The sequence below is a fragment of the Nitrosarchaeum sp. AC2 genome (genome assembly GCF_013407385.1).
GTDB lineage: Archaea > Thermoproteota > Nitrososphaeria > Nitrososphaerales > Nitrosopumilaceae > Nitrosarchaeum > Nitrosarchaeum koreense.
The window spans coordinates 290673-307773 of sequence record NZ_CP030847.1 but is presented as its reverse complement, the minus strand read 5'-3'; the positions used below and the strand labels follow the sequence as shown (position 1 = coordinate 307773).

General features: G+C 34.7%; 18 protein-coding genes and 2 tRNA genes. 4 read left to right on the top strand and 16 right to left on the bottom strand.

The annotated features are described in order from the left end of the window. Positions 1 to 40 precede the first annotated feature (40 nt). The gene (gene pyrE, locus DSQ20_RS01730; RefSeq protein ID WP_179365808.1) at positions 41 to 646 is read left to right on the top strand and encodes an orotate phosphoribosyltransferase; all 606 of its coding nucleotides are present in this window, start codon (positions 41 to 43) and stop codon (positions 644 to 646) included. A 112-nt stretch (positions 647 to 758) separates the two neighbouring features. Here the strand turns inward: pyrE and DSQ20_RS01725 are convergent. Together DSQ20_RS01725 and DSQ20_RS01720 are read right to left on the bottom strand one after the other, a co-directional pair. Further along, positions 759 to 832 (bottom strand) — tRNA-Ile (locus tag DSQ20_RS01725). A 33-nt stretch (positions 833 to 865) separates the two neighbouring features. Further along, positions 866 to 1507: a TenA family transcriptional regulator gene (locus tag DSQ20_RS01720; protein ID WP_007549650.1), complete on the bottom strand. Its 642-nt coding sequence runs from the start codon at positions 1505 to 1507 to the stop codon at positions 866 to 868. An 80-nt stretch (positions 1508 to 1587) separates the two neighbouring features. Between DSQ20_RS01720 and DSQ20_RS01715 the strand changes: the two genes are divergently transcribed. Then, positions 1588 to 1681: transfer RNA gene (locus DSQ20_RS01715), tRNA-Glu, on the top strand. 44 nt (positions 1682 to 1725) lie between these two features. Beyond that, complete coding sequence (locus DSQ20_RS01710) at positions 1726 to 2577, top strand: polyprenyl synthetase family protein (protein ID WP_007549648.1); 852 nt, start codon at positions 1726 to 1728, stop codon at positions 2575 to 2577. Here DSQ20_RS01710 and DSQ20_RS01705 read toward each other — a convergent pair. From DSQ20_RS01705 to DSQ20_RS01655, 11 genes are read right to left on the bottom strand one after another with little or no spacing between them, the layout of a single operon-like run. Continuing rightward, on the bottom strand, positions 2567 to 4051 hold the full coding sequence (locus tag DSQ20_RS01705) for an NADH-quinone oxidoreductase subunit N (RefSeq protein ID WP_007549646.1): 1485 nt from the start codon (positions 4049 to 4051) through the stop codon (positions 2567 to 2569). The two genes, DSQ20_RS01710 and DSQ20_RS01705, sit on opposite strands and share 11 nt — an antisense overlap. 12 nt (positions 4052 to 4063) lie before the next feature. After that, on the bottom strand, positions 4064 to 6142 hold the full coding sequence (locus tag DSQ20_RS01700) for an NADH-quinone oxidoreductase subunit L (protein WP_179365807.1): 2079 nt from the start codon (positions 6140 to 6142) through the stop codon (positions 4064 to 4066). 3 nt (positions 6143 to 6145) lie between these two features. Then, on the bottom strand, positions 6146 to 7702 hold the full coding sequence (locus DSQ20_RS01695) for a NuoM family protein (protein ID WP_007549643.1): 1557 nt from the start codon (positions 7700 to 7702) through the stop codon (positions 6146 to 6148). Then, positions 7702 to 8007: an NADH-quinone oxidoreductase subunit NuoK gene (gene nuoK, locus DSQ20_RS01690; RefSeq protein WP_048109341.1), complete on the bottom strand. Its 306-nt coding sequence runs from the start codon at positions 8005 to 8007 to the stop codon at positions 7702 to 7704. Before nuoK ends, DSQ20_RS01695 begins: the two co-directional genes overlap by 1 nt. Then, positions 7988 to 8500, bottom strand: a complete 513-nt coding sequence (locus tag DSQ20_RS01685; RefSeq protein ID WP_007549641.1) for an NADH-quinone oxidoreductase subunit J — start codon at positions 8498 to 8500, stop codon at positions 7988 to 7990. The genes nuoK and DSQ20_RS01685 overlap by 20 nt, the downstream gene beginning before the upstream one ends. Beyond that, the gene (locus tag DSQ20_RS01680) at positions 8493 to 8990 is read right to left on the bottom strand and encodes an NADH-quinone oxidoreductase subunit I (RefSeq protein WP_007549640.1); all 498 of its coding nucleotides are present in this window, start codon (positions 8988 to 8990) and stop codon (positions 8493 to 8495) included. The genes DSQ20_RS01685 and DSQ20_RS01680 overlap by 8 nt, the downstream gene beginning before the upstream one ends. Continuing rightward, complete coding sequence (gene nuoH / locus DSQ20_RS01675; RefSeq protein WP_179365806.1) at positions 8990 to 10288, bottom strand: NADH-quinone oxidoreductase subunit NuoH; 1299 nt, start codon at positions 10286 to 10288, stop codon at positions 8990 to 8992. Before nuoH ends, DSQ20_RS01680 begins: the two co-directional genes overlap by 1 nt. After that, positions 10289 to 11425, bottom strand: coding sequence for an NADH-quinone oxidoreductase subunit D (locus DSQ20_RS01670; protein ID WP_007549637.1), 1137 nt, complete (start codon positions 11423 to 11425; stop codon positions 10289 to 10291). It lies immediately after the preceding gene. A gap of 2 nt (positions 11426 to 11427) precedes the next feature. Further along, positions 11428 to 12009 carry an NADH-quinone oxidoreductase subunit C gene (locus DSQ20_RS01665; RefSeq protein ID WP_179365805.1) on the bottom strand — a complete coding sequence of 194 codons (582 nt, stop codon included), beginning with the start codon at positions 12007 to 12009 and terminating at the stop codon, positions 11428 to 11430. Next, positions 12009 to 12533, bottom strand: coding sequence for an NADH-quinone oxidoreductase subunit B (locus tag DSQ20_RS01660; protein ID WP_007402311.1), 525 nt, complete (start codon positions 12531 to 12533; stop codon positions 12009 to 12011). Before DSQ20_RS01660 ends, DSQ20_RS01665 begins: the two co-directional genes overlap by 1 nt. Before the next feature lie 40 nt (positions 12534 to 12573). Continuing rightward, on the bottom strand, positions 12574 to 12906 hold the full coding sequence (locus DSQ20_RS01655; RefSeq protein WP_048110249.1) for an NADH-quinone oxidoreductase subunit A: 333 nt from the start codon (positions 12904 to 12906) through the stop codon (positions 12574 to 12576). Positions 12907 to 13059: 153 nt separating this feature from the next. Between DSQ20_RS01655 and DSQ20_RS01650 the strand changes: the two genes are divergently transcribed. Then, entirely contained in the window at positions 13060 to 13524 is a 465-nt protein-coding gene (locus DSQ20_RS01650; protein WP_007549633.1) for a redoxin domain-containing protein, read from the top strand. Positions 13525 to 13536: 12 nt separating this feature from the next. Here the strand turns inward: DSQ20_RS01650 and DSQ20_RS01645 are convergent, their stop codons facing one another. Genes DSQ20_RS01645 through DSQ20_RS01635 form a run of 3 tightly spaced genes read right to left on the bottom strand, consistent with a single transcriptional unit; the run spans position 13537 to position 17096 of the window. Next, positions 13537 to 14049, bottom strand: a complete 513-nt coding sequence (locus DSQ20_RS01645) for an acetyl-CoA carboxylase biotin carboxyl carrier protein subunit (RefSeq protein ID WP_179365804.1) — start codon at positions 14047 to 14049, stop codon at positions 13537 to 13539. 6 nt (positions 14050 to 14055) lie between these two features. Continuing rightward, entirely contained in the window at positions 14056 to 15543 is a 1488-nt protein-coding gene (locus DSQ20_RS01640; RefSeq protein WP_179365803.1) for an acetyl/propionyl/methylcrotonyl-CoA carboxylase subunit alpha, read from the bottom strand. A gap of 5 nt (positions 15544 to 15548) precedes the next feature. Continuing rightward, the gene (locus DSQ20_RS01635) at positions 15549 to 17096 is read right to left on the bottom strand and encodes an acyl-CoA carboxylase subunit beta (protein WP_179365802.1); all 1548 of its coding nucleotides are present in this window, start codon (positions 17094 to 17096) and stop codon (positions 15549 to 15551) included. Positions 17097 to 17101: the final 5 nt, after the last annotated feature.

The following is a 17101-nucleotide window of genomic DNA, read 5'->3' as shown; positions in this document are numbered from 1 at the left end:
CAATACAAACCAAAATAAATCCATTGTAATTAATTTAGACATGGAATTCATAAAAGAATTTTCAACCTTTTTGATGCAAAAAGAAATTATAAAATTTGGAGATTTTACACTTGCAAGCGGTAAAAAGAGTTCATACTATGTAGATTTAAGGCTGGTTCCTAGCTATCCTCATCAATTTAGAACTATGGTAAAAAAGCTACAAAACAACATTGCAGAAGACATAGGACTGGATAGTTTTGATTCTCTAGTATCAGTTCCTACAGGAGGCTTAATTATTGCATCAGCGTTAGCGATTGAAATAGTCAAACCGTTAATCTATGTAAGAAATAAACCAAAAGATTATGGCACTACAAAATCAATTGAAGGACAAATTCACAAAGGAATGAGGGTTGTAATGATAGATGATGTTGCAACTACAGGAGGTTCTGTTGTGAATGCCATAAAATCATTGAAAGATGCCAACATAACAATTGAAGATGCATATGTAATTGTAAATAGAATGGAAGGTGCAGATGAAGCACTCAAAGAATTAGGAGTTAAATTACATTCTCTTGCAAATGTAATGCAAATTACACAAGCATTACACGAACAAAAATTCATAGAAGATGATATTTTAGAAAAAGTAAGGAAACAGATTGAAGTATAATTTTTGGCGGCTCAGACAAATGCCTTTCAATCATCTTTCAGATATAACTCTGATTCTTCATTGCAGCCAGTAAATTTTGTCTGTGGTCATTTTAAAACTAACGGAAATAATATGGGCCCAAAGGGCTTCGATCCCTTGACTCCCCGGTTATGAGCCGGGTACTCTACCAAGCTGAGTTATGGGCCCTAAGCAGATGAATTTTATCTTCAGTATAAAATGTTATGAGCTTAAACAATAAGATTCATAACAACTATCAAGCATCAAATTTTGTGCAGAAATAGATTTATCTGCAATTTGGATCAAGTTGTCTGAATCAGATGATGTTTTTTCAAGAATATTTCTCCAAGAAGCAGTATGACGAATATCAGCTTCAGTATGAAGTTTAAAGTATTCTGTAGCCTCATCGTTTGATATTCCATAAAACTCTATCAAGCCATCAAGTTTTGTTTGGCTTATTTTTGGAATTTCTTTTTCAAAAGCATACATTGCACATGCACCGCCATCATAAGTAGTCATTAATTCAGATAATTCTGAAACAGCTTTTCTGGTCTTTTCTAATCCATTGTAATGAGTTAACTCAGATTCAGAAATTCCCAATTCGCCTGCAAACTTAATCCATGATTTAATATGTGAAGATTCTTCAAATTGATTTTCAACTAGTTCCTTGATTACAGAATTTGGAGCTTTTTCTATTATTGGAGTCATAAATGATGGAACTGCCTTTACAAGTTGAAAATATTCCTTAGAGTATCCAGCTAAAGAATCAAGAGATAATTTTCCATCAGACCACATTTGATAGAATGGGTGTTTTAACAAACTTCTTTCTTCAATCATTTCATCAATTCGTTTTATTAGATTCATATCACATCTCGTATTGTGCCAATAAAAAAATCTTTGTGGTTTACAAAAGATTTTATGGACAAATTACCCAATTTTTGTGGGTTCCAGTGGTGTAGACCGGTCAAGCATACTGCCCTTTCAAGGCAGTGATCCCGGGTTCAAAATCTAACGATGAAAATCCCGGCTGGAGCACCAAGATTTAATTACTAATGAGAAAGTTTTTTGAATAGATCAATATCTTGGACAGAAAAAATATTGAGATAAATCCATTACTTGAGACATATGGTAAGTATATAGACAAAATTAACCACGCATTAGATAGAGAACTATCACTGTATTCTGAATCTGAATTTATCGAACCGTTAAAATATTCTTTAGAGGGTGGAAAACGAATTAGACCAATTATCTTATCATTAGCTGCTGAGAGCGTAGGAAAAATTGACGATAATACTTTGGCAGCAGCATGTGCAGTAGAATTTTTGCATATGGAATCAATCATCCATGACGATATTATCGATAATGAAACTATGAGAAGACTCAAAGAACCATTTCATATCAAATATGGATATAACACAAGTGTATTGACTGGAGATTTTGTTTTAGGATTAATCCTTGCCATTTCTTCACGATTAAACAATGCAAGAATTACAAAGGATTTAGCAACAACAGCTATGTTGATGAGTGAAGGTGAAATGATAGAAAGCAGATTAGAAACTAGTGAAGATGTTACTTTTGATGATTACCTTAGAGTGATTGAATACAAAACTGCCACTGCATTTGAAGTTGCTGCAAGAATAGGTGCAATAATTGCAAATGGTAGCGAAGAAGAGATAGAAGCACTTACAGAATACGGAAAAAACATAGGAATTGCATATCAGATAAGAGATGATCTGTTAGACTGGAAGAATGAAGATAAATTATTTAATTTATTGATCAAGAAAAGTTCTGATCCTAGAGACGTTTTCAACAAAATGGAGGAGCTTTTAAAAGAATTTTCAGATAAATCTAGAACTAGTTTAAGAAAAATTGCAGACAATAATGCAAAAATAAATTTAGATAATCTTATAAAATTTACAACATTTAAGGCATAACGCCTAAGCTAAATGTAGGAGCTGCAAATTCAACAAATTTAATTATTGGATCTGGATAAATACCGAATCCTACCAAGAAGACGATAGAGAATATCATTATTGCAATTATTGATTTTGGTTCTGATACACGCTTTTCATTTTCTCCTTCAAAGTACATTTTTCTTGTGATCCAACCATAGTAAGCAAGTGATAAAGCACTGTTTAGAACTCCAGCTATTGCAAGCCAAGGTGCCCACCATATTGAAGTTCCTGCATCTAATGCACCGCCAAATAATACTAGTTTACTCCAAAATCCAGCAAGTGGAGGAACACCTGCTAAAGCAAATAAGGAAATTATCAACCCAAGTGCGGTAATAGGCATTCTTCTACCAAGTCCTTTGAGTTTATCGATATGAGTTACAGCAAGTGTAGTGATTATGCCAGTAACTGCGATGAAGGCCATTCCTTTCATTACTGCATGATTCAAGATGTGATAGAGGGAACCTTGTAAACCAAGTGAGCTGTAAGGAGATACTGCAAGCCCTATTAGGATATAGCCAGCATGAGCAATACTAGAATATGCTAGCATTCTTGCAAGGTTCTTTTGCATTATTGCTGCAATGTTACCAATAGTCATTGTCATTACTGCAATAACCCCAAGAGCTAAAGTCCAATCCAGATTTAGTACTACCATTCCAAGAACTACTATTCTAATAGTTGCTGCAAATCCTGCTTTCTTTGTTCCAGCTGCGAGTAAAGTGGTAATGGTTGGTGGTGCACCCTCATAAGTATCAGGTAACCATTGATGGAATGGAACTAGTCCCATCTTAAATCCAAATCCTGCAATAAACATTCCAACAGACAATAATGCTAATGGTAACAAGGAAGGATCAAGAGTTGCATAACCTTGAATAACTTCGCCGATATTTGTCGAACCGGTTAAACCATAAGATAATGAGATTCCATAGACAATAATTGCAGACGATAATGCACCAAACAAGAAATATTTCAGTGCAGCTTCATTTGAGCTTGGATTCTTTTTCATAAATCCAGCCAAAACATATGTTGGAATACTCATAAGTTCCCAAGCAACAAATAACATTACTAGGTCAGTAGAGTATGCCACTAACACCATACCGATTGTAGAAAGTAGTATTAGCGAATAGTATACAGCAGGATAGTTCTTTTTTCGCATATAATTAAAGGAACCAACTGTAGTGAAGATTGCAACAATTAACATTGCAATGGCAAAGAATCCACCAAATGCATCATCTACAAGAACATCTTCGGAAAACAGTGCAGATGGAAGTATATTTCCATTAACAAATTGATATGCAACGTATCCTATCGATACAATTAATGCTGCAAATGCAATAACGGCATAAAATGAATTGGAACCTTTTTCTTTTCTTGCAATGCTGATGATAGGTAACAAAATTCCCACGGTACCAAGTATTGCAATTATTACCAATGGAGTTGAACTAATTTCTAACATCTCATCATACTCCTATATCAACAATATCAAGACTACAAATAGTAATCCAGCTCCAAATACGAATAGATAAGATTGCGCTACACCGGTTTGAGTTCCTTGAACTACTTTAGCACTCCAACCAACTGCTTTTTGTAATCCACTATTCATTCCATAATCGATAGCAGTCTTTTCAAAATATCTGAATACGCCTCTTGAAAGCCATAGCGGAGCAACTACAAAGCACCAGTAAATAATTGCATTAAGGTAAAATCGATTCAAAATAACTTTATGGATAGCATAAAAGAAAATATTTGAATTTACAAATTTAACTGGATCAACCCACCTACCAATATAAAACACATATCCTAATCCAGTTCCGATTCCAAATGCAGTTAGTGATGCCGCTAATGCAACAGGATTAACTCCATCTAAGAATCCGGGCAGTATAGAGTTTTCAATTTCATGATGTATAGAATGAATTCCAAATGATTCTTCAAGATATTCAGTAAATAATTCATGTAATCCTACTTCAAATGACAAACCGATTATACCTATAGCAATTGTAAGTACAGCTAGAATTCCATATGGTACCCACATAGATAATGGAGCTTCATGAATGTGATGTCCTTCTTCTTCCATTTTTTGGATATGTTTACTCTTTGAACCATAGAATACTAATCCCAACATTCTAGTTGTGTAAAATGCAGTGATTATTGCTGTTAGTACGGCAATTGCAAATATCGGTATTGCCCATTCATGTCCTGATGTATAAACAGCACCAAAAATAGAATCTTTACTCCAGAAACCAGTTGTGATAAATGGTGCACCCATCAATCCAAGACCAGCAGCCCACATAAACGCATAAGTCTTTTTCATGTGTTTTCGTAATCCACCCATATCTGTCATAAATCTTGAACCTACAACATGTAACAATGATCCTGCAGCCATGAATAATGATGCCTTAAACATTGCATGAGAAATTAGATGGAAGAAACCTGCAGTAAATCCATTAACAAACTGTTCTGACAATCCAGCGATTCCCAGCACCATCATCATGTAACCAATTTGAGAACCGGTAGAATATGCAAGTACTTTTTTAATTTCAGAATTAACCATTCCCTGAAGCCCTAATAGAAGTGCAGTTGTTGCACCAACTAAGAGAATTATTTCAAAGAATTGATCTGCCAAAATTCCTGCAGCACTTAAAGCGAAAACTAGTGGTGCTAATCTCATCACTAGGAAAACACCTGCTTTTACCATAGTTGCAGCATGAATCAAAGCTGAAACTGCAGTTGGACCAGTCATTGCTTCTAACAACCATTCGTTAAGTGGGAATTGTGCAGATTTACCAATTGCACCACCAAATAATAATACAAATGCAGGAATTAAGAGACCTTGAGCAGACATTGATGTTGCCCAAGCTGTATCATGCATTAATTCTCTAAATCCAAATGTTCCAGCAAACAAGAATATCAAAAGCATACCAGCAATCATCATCACGTCACCTACTTTTGTCATGATGAAAGCTTTCATTCCAGCATGAGTTGGAGAATAATAATCTAAGAGTCCAAGAACAGTTCGTCCTTCAGTTCCCACATGATCTTTCTTCTTATCACGATACCAAAAGCTGATCAACGCATATGATGCAAGTCCTACACCTTCCCAACCAAAAAAGACTTGTAGTAAATTATCAGATAATACAATTAATTGCATTGAACCAATAAAGAACATCATCCAGAACCAAAATCTTGTAATCGATTTATCGCCTTTCATGTATCCTGTACTGTAAATCATAATGAGGAATGAAATCCATGCAACTACATTTGCCATAATTACTGAAAGAGGATCAGCTAATACGCCAGCTTTCAAACCAATTGAACTAATCCAAGAAATTTGATCATGAACTTCATGTGCTTCTAATGCCATTGGCAATAGGGATGCGGCTGAAAGAGCACTCATCAAAGCAAAACCTACTGCAACATAACCAGTTGAGCGTTTGGATATTTTTCCAACTCCCGGCATGATTAGAGCTGCAATGAAAGGTAGAATCCAAATCAACCATGCACTTGATGCACCTACTTCAAATGGTAAACCTAATGCTTCAGTAGCCATATACTAAACCCCCAATACTCCATTCATGTACGGAATTATTTGATTAAAGAATATGTCCGGATAAATTCCTAGAACAATAGTAAAACCTGCAAGTACCATCATTGGTGCAGTCATATACCAACTTCCTTCTTTTACTTTCTCAAGATGTTCTGGAAGTTTTCCAAAGAATACGCGTTTGAGCATCCAAAGCATGTATGACATTGTTAATGCAGTTGCAACTAGACCCAAACCAAATGTAACTGCTCGGACAGTTGATCCTTCTTCAATCGCAGTTTCTAATGCTCCGAAAAATAAAGTCCATTCACCCATAAAGCCACTAGTTGGAGGAACTCCCATGATAGTCAATGCACCAATCATTGCACATACAGCAGTAATTGGCATCTTTCCAGCTAGACCACCTAGTTGAGAAATATTTCTTGTGCCAACTTTAACAATTATTATTCCAGCCATCATGAAGAGAATTCCTTTACCAAGTGCATGTGTAACATACATCATTTCAGCACCAGATAATCCAAGTGCTGACATTGAACCGATTCCAAATAGAATGTAACCCATTTGACTTATACTAGAATATGCAAGTAGTCGTTTGATATCGTCTTGCATTAAAGCCATTGCACCGCCGTAAATCATTGTAACAAGTCCCCATATGTGGAACCAAATTGAAAGTTCAGCAAATGTATTTGGTAAAAATTCTACAATCAATCTGAAAATACCATAAGCGCCGATACCAATCATAGCAGGAGACAATAATGCACTAATTGGAGTTGGTGCAGAACCGTGGACCCAAGGGAGCCAAATATGGAACATGAATACTGCTAATTTGACTCCAAGACCAATTGAAATGGCAATAGCTGAAAGCATCAAAATATCATGTGGAATTTTTGATTCATCAATATCTGCAAAATCAAAACTTCCGATAGTAAGACCAATCATTAAAAATCCCAATAATAGAACAACGGCACCTGCATGTGTCCAAAATAAGAACATTAAACCAATCTTTCTTCTAGGACCAGCACCCCAAAGAGCAACCAAAAAGAAACCAGGAATCAGCATAATCTCAAAGAACACATAAAATTCAATTAGATTTGTAGCAAGAACAGTTCCAAGCATTCCCATTGCAAAAACAAGATAAAGTGCAAAGTAAAGTCCTGATTTTGCATTAACATAGTTTGAAAGAGAAGAGGATTCAACTATTTCAGAATGTCCACTAGTTGTTGATGTGATTTCATGTTGCTCTTCCTCATATTGTTCATGAAATCTATGAATCATGTATGGTTTTGAGTAAAGTGCTAAGATTGTACTGAGTACGTAAATTATAATAGCAAATGGCGATGCTAAACCATCCAACAAGAAACCAAATTCACCAAATTGTTCTGTCCATGGATAATGTTCTTCCGTAGTACCACTTAGTGCGGCTAAAATTACTAGTACAGTTGTGTAAAGCAAAAGTCCAAATGTAAACCACATTGCAGGAGTAGGACCAAGTTTTCTTCCAATAATGTAGGCTACAGGAGATAATAATAATGGCAAGAAAACTGCCTGTAAAAGTGCATATTCCATTATCCTTTCAAACTCCTAAAGTCTGCAATGTCAATATTCTGGTACATACGATATGCAACTATAATTAATGAAAGTCCTACCGCAACTTCGGCAGCAGCAATTGCAATTGAAAATAAAGCTAATGTTTGACCGCCACTATGAGGTAAGAATCGTCCAAATGCTACCAAATTAAGATTTGCAGCATTGATAATTATTTCAACTGCAAAAAGCATTCGGATTGCATTTCTTTTAACAGATAATCCGTAAATTCCAATGCCCAACAAGGCAATAGAAACTAAAACAAAATCAATCAGTTCGTTGCTCATTTTGAATATCCTCTCTTCTTGCTAAAACTAGTGCACCAGTAACTGAGCCAGCTAATATCAGTCCCATTAAAATCAAAGCTGGCCAATAATATGTTAAAAAGTCTGCACCAATATTTCTAAAATCAACTGCAGGTTCATCAGTAGTTATTGATTTGATACCTGAATCCATTATGACAGAACCTAATGCAACCATGAAAATTAACATCAATGCAATACCAGCAAATTTTCTTCTTTTATCTTCTATTTTCTTAAAGATTAATTCTCTTTTTACCAACATCACAGTAAATAAAATTAAAACAGCAATTGAACCTACATAAACTGCTAATTGAAACATTGCAACAAAAGGCGAATCTAAAAGTAAAAAGAATCCAGCAATTCCACCAAGTGTTCCCATTAATGCAATTGACCCATAAATTAAAGATCTCATTTCTAATGCAGCAATTGCAGAACCGATTGTAATTACAGATAATGCAAGAAATACAGCATCAGCCATGAGTTGCACCTCTATCAGTAATTTGTATTGATGAATCTTGAGAAACATATGGTTTTACTTGAAGTTGAGCAGGGGTGTAAATCAAACCTTCTTTACTAAACGAAGAAAGCTCATAATCATTTGTCATATACAATGCATAAAATGGACATGCATCAACACATAATCCACAAAATACACATTTACCATAATCAATTTGTGGCATGATAGCTTTTTTATTTTGTTTGTGTTCTTCTGGAACTTTTACCATCGCTATAGCTTCGGCTACACCTTCACATGCAATGGAACATAATTGACAACCAGTACAATGATCATGAAATAGCATATGACGTCCTTTATAGCCAGCAATTCCAACACCTGTTGATGGATCAAATTGATAACCATCTCCAACAAATTTTAGTTTCTCTTCAGGATATCGTAATGTAAATCGTTTAATGGCTAAATGCTTAATTCCTGAATTTAATGCCTTGATAATTCCAGTTGCAGTATTCATTACAATATTCCTCCAGGTCCCAAGACTCCAGCGTACAACAATCCGAGTGCTATAAAGATGTTAACGAATGCTAATCCAATTAGTTTGTACCAACCTAGACTCAATAACATATCAATTCTAATTCGTGGGAAAACTCCTCGTGGTAATAGAATGAAAAATATCACCCCTACTGTTTTAATTACAAACCATACAACACCATTAAGCATCTCCTGAGAAAATACTGGCAATCCAGGAATTTTAGCTGTAATTGGGCCCATCACTATTCCATCAGTAATAATTTCTTCAGGAAATGGAGGCCATATCATTGGTCCAGTCCATCCACCAAGAAACAAAACAACAAACAAAGCTGCAAATGCATAAAGTTTCAGATAGGTTCCTAATTGAACAAGACCGTAGATCATTCCAGAAAATTCTGTTAACCAACCAGCAACAATTTCACTTTCTGCTTCAGGTAAATCAAAAGGAATTCTTTCTAATTCAGCTAATATGGTAATAAAGAAAATAATTGCTCCTATTGGTAAGAAAATAATCCATGGGAAGTTAGTCTGACTTTCAACTATTTCAGAAAGATTTAGTGTTCCAGTAAGAATTACTACGCCCAATAAAGAGAGAATCAATGGAATTTCAAATGACACCATTTGATGCAATGCTCTTATTCCACCAATGAATGGAAATTTACTATTTGAAGACCATGCAGATAGAATAGTAATAATTGGAAAGAATCCAATGATTGCAAATACAGCTAACAATCCGACATCAACATCTGCAACTACCCAGCCTGGTGCAACTGGAATTAATGCAACAAATGCAGCTGCAGTTGCAACAAATATCACCGGTGCAGCCCAGAAAATGGGTTTGTCTGCTTTTGCAGGAATAATAATTTCTTTTGAGATTAGCTTAAGTCCATCTCCCATTAATTGTAAAATTCCTTCAACTTTACCACAATAGAAAGGACCCACACGTAGTTGCAGTTTTGCCAGCATTTTTCTTTCTATAAAGATAGTTCCAGCTGCAATTAATGCTGCAAAACCAAATCCTGGAAATGCTGCAATTCTAAACAAATCAGTATTCATAAATGCTTTTAGAATTGGAAGAGTTCTGGAAGGATCTGCCAGCCATGTTAATGCAAGAAATGGTGTAAGTAACTCGCCATCAATAACTGGCATTTCAATATAGAATAATACAATTTGTACCGCAGGAATTCCAACTAATGTAAAAATAAGTAAGATCCAGAATAGATTATCTAAAATAGATTTTACAAATTCACTAAACTTGAAATTTGGTGCAATAACAGACATTTATCGATCTGCCTCCACAGGCCAGTAATTAAGACTCCAATAAACAGATGGCATGTTACCAAGTTTTTCACCTTTGAGAAGATATGGCAATGCAATCAAATTTCTAAATGAACCAACACTCATCTTTACGCGATAAGGTTCAGGTTTTGCATCTGATACGATATAACATCCTAAAGAACCTCTACCAGATTCTACACGTTTGTATACAGAATCAAGTCCTTTACCTTTTGGATTTGGTTTAAGTTTAACTCTAACAGAACCTGATTTTGGCATTTTTTGTAATGCTTGACGAATTATTGCACAACTTTCTAACATATCAAGCCATGGGACTTTAGATCTTGCATAAGAATCTCCTTCTTTCATCACATTAGTATGAACGTCTAATTCTTCATAGACATCATACGGTTCTTTCTTTCTAAGATCATAATCAACACCGCTTGCACGAAGTACGGAACCAGTTGTTCCAAGTCTAATTGCATCTTGTCTTGATAAAATACCAGTGTCTTTTGTTCTGGCAATTAAAATTGGATTGTCATAAAATATTGCAGCATATTCTTTGATACGTTTTTCAAAATAGTTTACTTGTCGTAAACAAACATCTTCAAAGTTTGGTGGTAAATCATTTCTAACTCCTCCAGGTACAAAATGTGCATGTGTAACACGTGCACCAGTCATTTTTTCCATTAAATCAATTAAGAGTTCACGATCACCAGCAGGCCACATAAACATTGTAGAATGTCCTAAGAAAATTCCATAGATTGCAAGCCAGTACATTGTATAGATACAACGGTTAAGTTCAGATGCAATGACTCGAACATATTTAGCTCGTTCAGGTACTTCAATACCTAATATTTCTTCAACTCCTAAAACATATGGATACAATACATTACAAGAATCATGAATTACAGGTCTTTCTAAATGAGGGATATTTGTGATATAGTTTCTATATTCAGCCATTTTCTCTTCACCACGATGAACATACCCTGGATCTGGATCACATGCAACAATAAAGTCACCATCTATTTGTACAATAATTCTCATATGACCAGAACCTGGGTGTTGAGGTCCAACATTTAGAGTCATGATTCTCTCGTCTACTTTTTGGAGTGCAAGTCCTGGCGGTAATTCGGGATTCATATCTATCTTCCTTTAATTGCAAAGTCCTTTCTAAGAGGTGGTAAATCTGCCCAATCTTCTGGTAAAAGTAATCGTCTATTATCTGGATGACCTTGAAAGTAAACTCCAAACATTTCAAAAATCTCTCGCTCATGAAATTCTACACTGTAAAATATTTCTCTAAGACTGGGAAGTTTTGTTGAATCATTTCCAGGAATTGGATTTTCTTCTCTTTGTGCCCTAGTAGTCAATACAAGAATTTGTCTTGAAAGGGAAGGATCAGTATAGGAACCTAAATGATAAACTACCTCAATTTCTTTATCTTGAGGATAATCTACACCAGAGACAGATTCAGCATGATCAAAGTTAAGAACGTCTCTTAAAAATTCTGCCACTTCTTTGATATCATCTCTACCAACATCAATTCTAACTCTATCGGGTTTTACAAAGGCTATTTTAGTTTTAGAGCCAAATTTTTCAACAATTTTATCTGCAATGCCTTTTTCAAATTTTGGCAACTCAATTTCTTTGGCCGGTGGAGTTGCTTTAGATGCAGGTTCATCAGATGTAGTTTCAATTTGTTCATTTTCAGAATCAGAACTCATTATACATACTTCCTGGCCTTCATTCTCTTAATTTTTTCTTGTAATAACATACATCCTTGAATAAGAGTTTCAGGTCTAGGTGGACAACCTGGAACATAAACATCTACTGGTAAAACACCATCAATACCTGGAAGTACATTATATGAATCAAAATATAAACCACCAGTGATTGCACATGCACCCATCGCAATAACATATTTTGGTTCTGGCATTTGATCATAAACTAATCGTAATCGCGGTGCCATTTTTCTTGTTATAGTTCCTTGAACTACAATTAGATCACATTGTCTTAGAGAACCAAATGCTTCAATGATACCAAATCTTTCAACATCATACCTTGGACTTGATGCAGCCCCAAATTCTACACTGCAACATGCTGTTTCAATATGAACAGGCCAAAGCGACCAAATTCGTCCCCAATTAATTGCATAACCTAACGGTTTATCAATTGCTTTTTCTAAAATATCTCCTAGTTTTCCAACAAAGACATTTGCATTTTGTGGTGTAATTAGATCTTTAATCAATTTAATCCTCCACTACCGTAATTTTGATTTGTATAAAAAACTACCATATGTCTCGTCTCCCTGATTGATGTAATGCAAAAGCCATTGCTGCAAACATAATTCCCAAGAAACCAATTATCGGCAAAGTAGCAGATTTCGGTAGATCTAAAAGGGAACTTCCCCATGCATATAAGAAAATTGCCATAACATCAAAAACAACGAACATCAAAATGTAAGCATAATACTGCATCATAAAATGAGTTCTTCCCTCACCTGATGGAACTTGTCCACATTCCATTGGCAAAAATTTAACAGGGTTACTTCTTTTTCTTGGAGAAATCATTCTAGAAATTACAAGTGCAGGCGCCATAGCAACTACAGCAAATCCGAACATCAATACTATAGTACTATAATTGCCAGCTAATTCCCCGACCAATTTAGCTTTGAACCCAAGTTTTTGTATAAAAAGGTATGCACTTTTTTAATTTAAATTTTAGAAATGAATTTTTGAGTAAAGTACTAAATAGGATAACCAATTAATGCGATCATGGCATTGAATGTTGGAGATATTGCTCCTAAATTCGAACTTCCAGACATAGATCTTAAAATGAGGACTCTTGATGAATTTAAAGGGAAAAAGATCGTTCTTACGTTTATCGTTGCAGCAAGTTCTCCTGTTTGTGAAAATGAATTGTGTAACTTTAGAGATTCATGGAGTGAAATTTCAAATCTCGGAGCTCAGATAGTTGCAATAAGTAATGATGGGCCATTTGCGAATAAAGCATTTGTCCAAAAAAATAACTTTAATTTTCCATTATTGGCTGATTACAATAGTAAAACAATTCGTGATTATGATGTTTTGATGCCACATCTGCTACACATCAAAGATTACAATGCTGCAAAACGTTCAGTATTCATAATAATGGAAGATGGAAAAATTGGATACAAATGGGTATCAGAAGATCCATTAAAAGAACCTAATTATGATGAAATTAAAAAATTTTTAAATTAAATCAGAAATTTTTTATTCTATTTCTGCGACAATATCGCTTTTAGCTACAGTTCCACCAATTTTGACTTTAATGGATTTGATTGAACCATTTTTGTGAGATTTTATAGCAACTTGCATTTTCATAGATTCTAATGTACAAATTACATCTCCCTGTTTTACTGAATCACCTTCTTTAACAGCAATAGAAACAACCTTTCCAGGAATTTGACTCTTCAAGGTCAATTGAGAATCAGAAGCTCCACTTCCTCCTGAATGTTTGAATACAATTTTATCAAGATCAGTGTGCATGTTAATTGTAATTGGCACATTGTCAATAATGAGATTCATTTCATTTGTTGAATTCTCCAGATATTTTGCTCTGTGGTATTTTTGATCTAATACAAATTCAATTCCTTTGGAATCCATTTTTAGAATTTTTATTTGATGTTTATTATCATTAATTTTAATCTCATATTCATTATTACCAAGATTCCCGATAATTTCACCGTCAAATGTTTTTTCGATATCTTTTATTTTATAATCCATTTAGTATCAACTCAATTTATTTTTCCAATTAGAATTGTTGCTAGTAGAATTTTCCACTCTACTTTTATAATATTCAGAATAAACTATGGCAGCTGCCAATGCAACATCACTTTTTTCAATTTTTTCATTTTTTAAATCTTCTTTTAATCTATCAATGATTTTATACCGATTTAAAAAATCCGTGGAGAGATTTCCACTTTTATATTCCTCAGTATTTAGAATTGTTTTGTAAAGTGGAATTGACGTTTCAACACCTTGAATGTAAAAGTCATTTAATGCGTTAAGCATACGTGTTCGTGACTCCTCAAATGTTTGACCCCATGTACAAAGTTTAGCCATCAAAGAATCATAAAATGGAGATACCGTGCAGCCAGGGTATAGATAGGTATCGCATCTAACACTTGGACCAGATGGAATTGTGACATCTGGAACCGGTCCTGTAGAAGGAGCAAAATCTAAAAATGTATCTTCAGCATTTATTCTACATTCAATAGCATATCCATTCATTTTAAGATCTTTTTGTTTGAATGGAAGCGGTTCACCATTAGCAATATCTATTTGAAGTTTAACAAAATCTAATCCAGAAACTAATTCAGAAATAGGATGCTCAACTTGCAATCTGGCATTAATTTCTATAAAATAAAACTCTCCATTATCAGCTCGTAAAAATTCAGCCGTACCTAAGTTAGTGTAATCAACTGCTTCAGATGCTTTAACTACTAGCTCACCAATTCTATCTCTTGTTTTTTGATCGACTACAGGGGAAGGTGTTTGCTCAATAAGTTTTTGATTACGTCTTTGAATTGAGCACTCTCTTTCAAATATATGGACTGCATTCCCATGTTTGTCTCTTGCCATTTGATATTCAATATGTCTAGTTTTTTGAAGAAATTTTTCAACAATGATTGCAGATTTTCCTACTGCAGAGATAGACTCGCTAGTAACTGTTTCAAAACCTTCTCGTAATTCTTTATCATTATTTACTAATCTAATTCCACGACCGCCACCACCAAAAACAGATTTTAGTAATACGGGATATGAAATATCATTAGCAATTTTTAATGCTTCTTCAACATCTTTAACAAGACCTGGACTTCCTGGAACAGTTGGAACTTTTGCCTTTAGCATTGCTGCTTTACATTGCATCTTATCACCACAAAGATCCATTGATGCAGCAGACGGTCCAATAAAATTAATTTTATTTTTTTCACATTTACTTGCAAAATCAGAATTTTCCGAAAGAAAACCATAGCCAGGATGTATTGCATCCGCTCCAGAAGATAAAATTGTCTCAATGATTTTTTCCTGATTTAGATAAGATTTTGATGGTGCAGCTTCACCAATATGATACGCTTCTGTAGCTTGCTTAACATGTAAAGAATTGTAATCCTCATCAGAATATACAGCAACAGTTTTGATTCCTAATGCTTTACATGTCTTGATTACACGTAAAGCGATTTCTCCTCTATTAGCGATTAGAACTTTTTCAATCATATTAATCACAAATTGATATTTCCATGTTTTCTCGGAAGATGTTTTGCTCTTTTGTTTGCAAGCATTTCTAATGCTTTAATCAACATTGGGCGAGTTTCAGCTGGATCAATTACATTATCAATGGTACCATGTGATGCAGCAACATATGGATTTTCAAATTTTTCTGAGAATTCTTGGATTAGTTGTTTTTTGAGTGATTCAGGATCTTTAGCACTTGATAGTTCTTTTCTATACATAATTTTAACAGCCGCTTCACCTCCCAAGACTGCGCATCGTGCAGTTGGCCATGCATAATTTACATCGGTTCTTAGATTTTTACTTCCCATAGCTATGTAGGCACCACCATATGCTTTTCCAATTACGAGAGTGATTCTTGGAACTGTAGCCTCACAGTAAGCATAAAGAAGTTTACTACCATGTCTGATGATACCATTATGCTCTTGATTAGAACCTGGCATATAACCAGGGGTATCAACAAATGTGATTATTGGAATATTGAACGCATCACAAAATCGAATGAATCTAGCTGCTTTGTTTGATGAATCAATATCAAGTGCACCTGCAAGATGCATTGGTTGATTAGCAACAATACCAACAACTTTACCGTTTAGTCTACCATAACCAACAACAACATTTGGTGCAAATAATTCGTGAATTTCAAAAAATTCATGATTGTCAACAACAGAGTTAATGATTTCTTTCATATCATATGGTTGTAATGGATTATCGGGAATGATATTGATTAAATTGTGATCAAGCCTATTTGGATCATCGTCAGTTTTTATTTTTGGTGGTTCTTCAGTATTATTTTGTGGTAGATAGGAGATCAATTTTTTTATATAATCCATGCATTCGTATTCATTCTTTGCAACAAAATGAGCTACCCCACTTTTTACTCCATGTGTCATTGCACCACCTAAATCATCAAATGAGATTTCTTCACCAAGGACAGTCTTTACCACATCAGGTCCAGTAACAAACATTGTTCCTACTTTGTCAACCATAATAACAAAATCAGTCATTGCTGGAGAATAAACAGATCCGCCTGCAGAAGGACCAATACTTGCAGTAATTTGTGGAATAACTCCAGAAGCTAATTGATTATGATAAAAAATATCAGCAAATCCATCAAGACTCATAATACCTTCTTGAATTCTTGCTCCTCCTGAATCCATTATGCCAATTATCGGACAACCAGTAGTGGTTGCATGATCCATTAATTTGGTAATTTTTTTAGCTCCCATTTGACTTAATGTACCACCAAGTACAGTGAAATCATAAGCAAAGACAAAGATTTGTCTACCATTTACTGTTCCATAACCGCCAATAACTCCGTCAGTGAAGAATTTTTTGTTTTGCATGTCATATTCATAATAATGATGAGTTACAAGTGGATCAATCTCAGTAAAAGTACCTACATCTAATAAGAGATCAATTCTATCTCTGGCGGTTAATTTTCCTTTATCATGTTGATCTTTGATTTTATCCTGTCCTCCACCTTGTAACGATATTTTATTTATCTTAGAATATTCATCTATTTTTTCAAAGTGCATCTGAT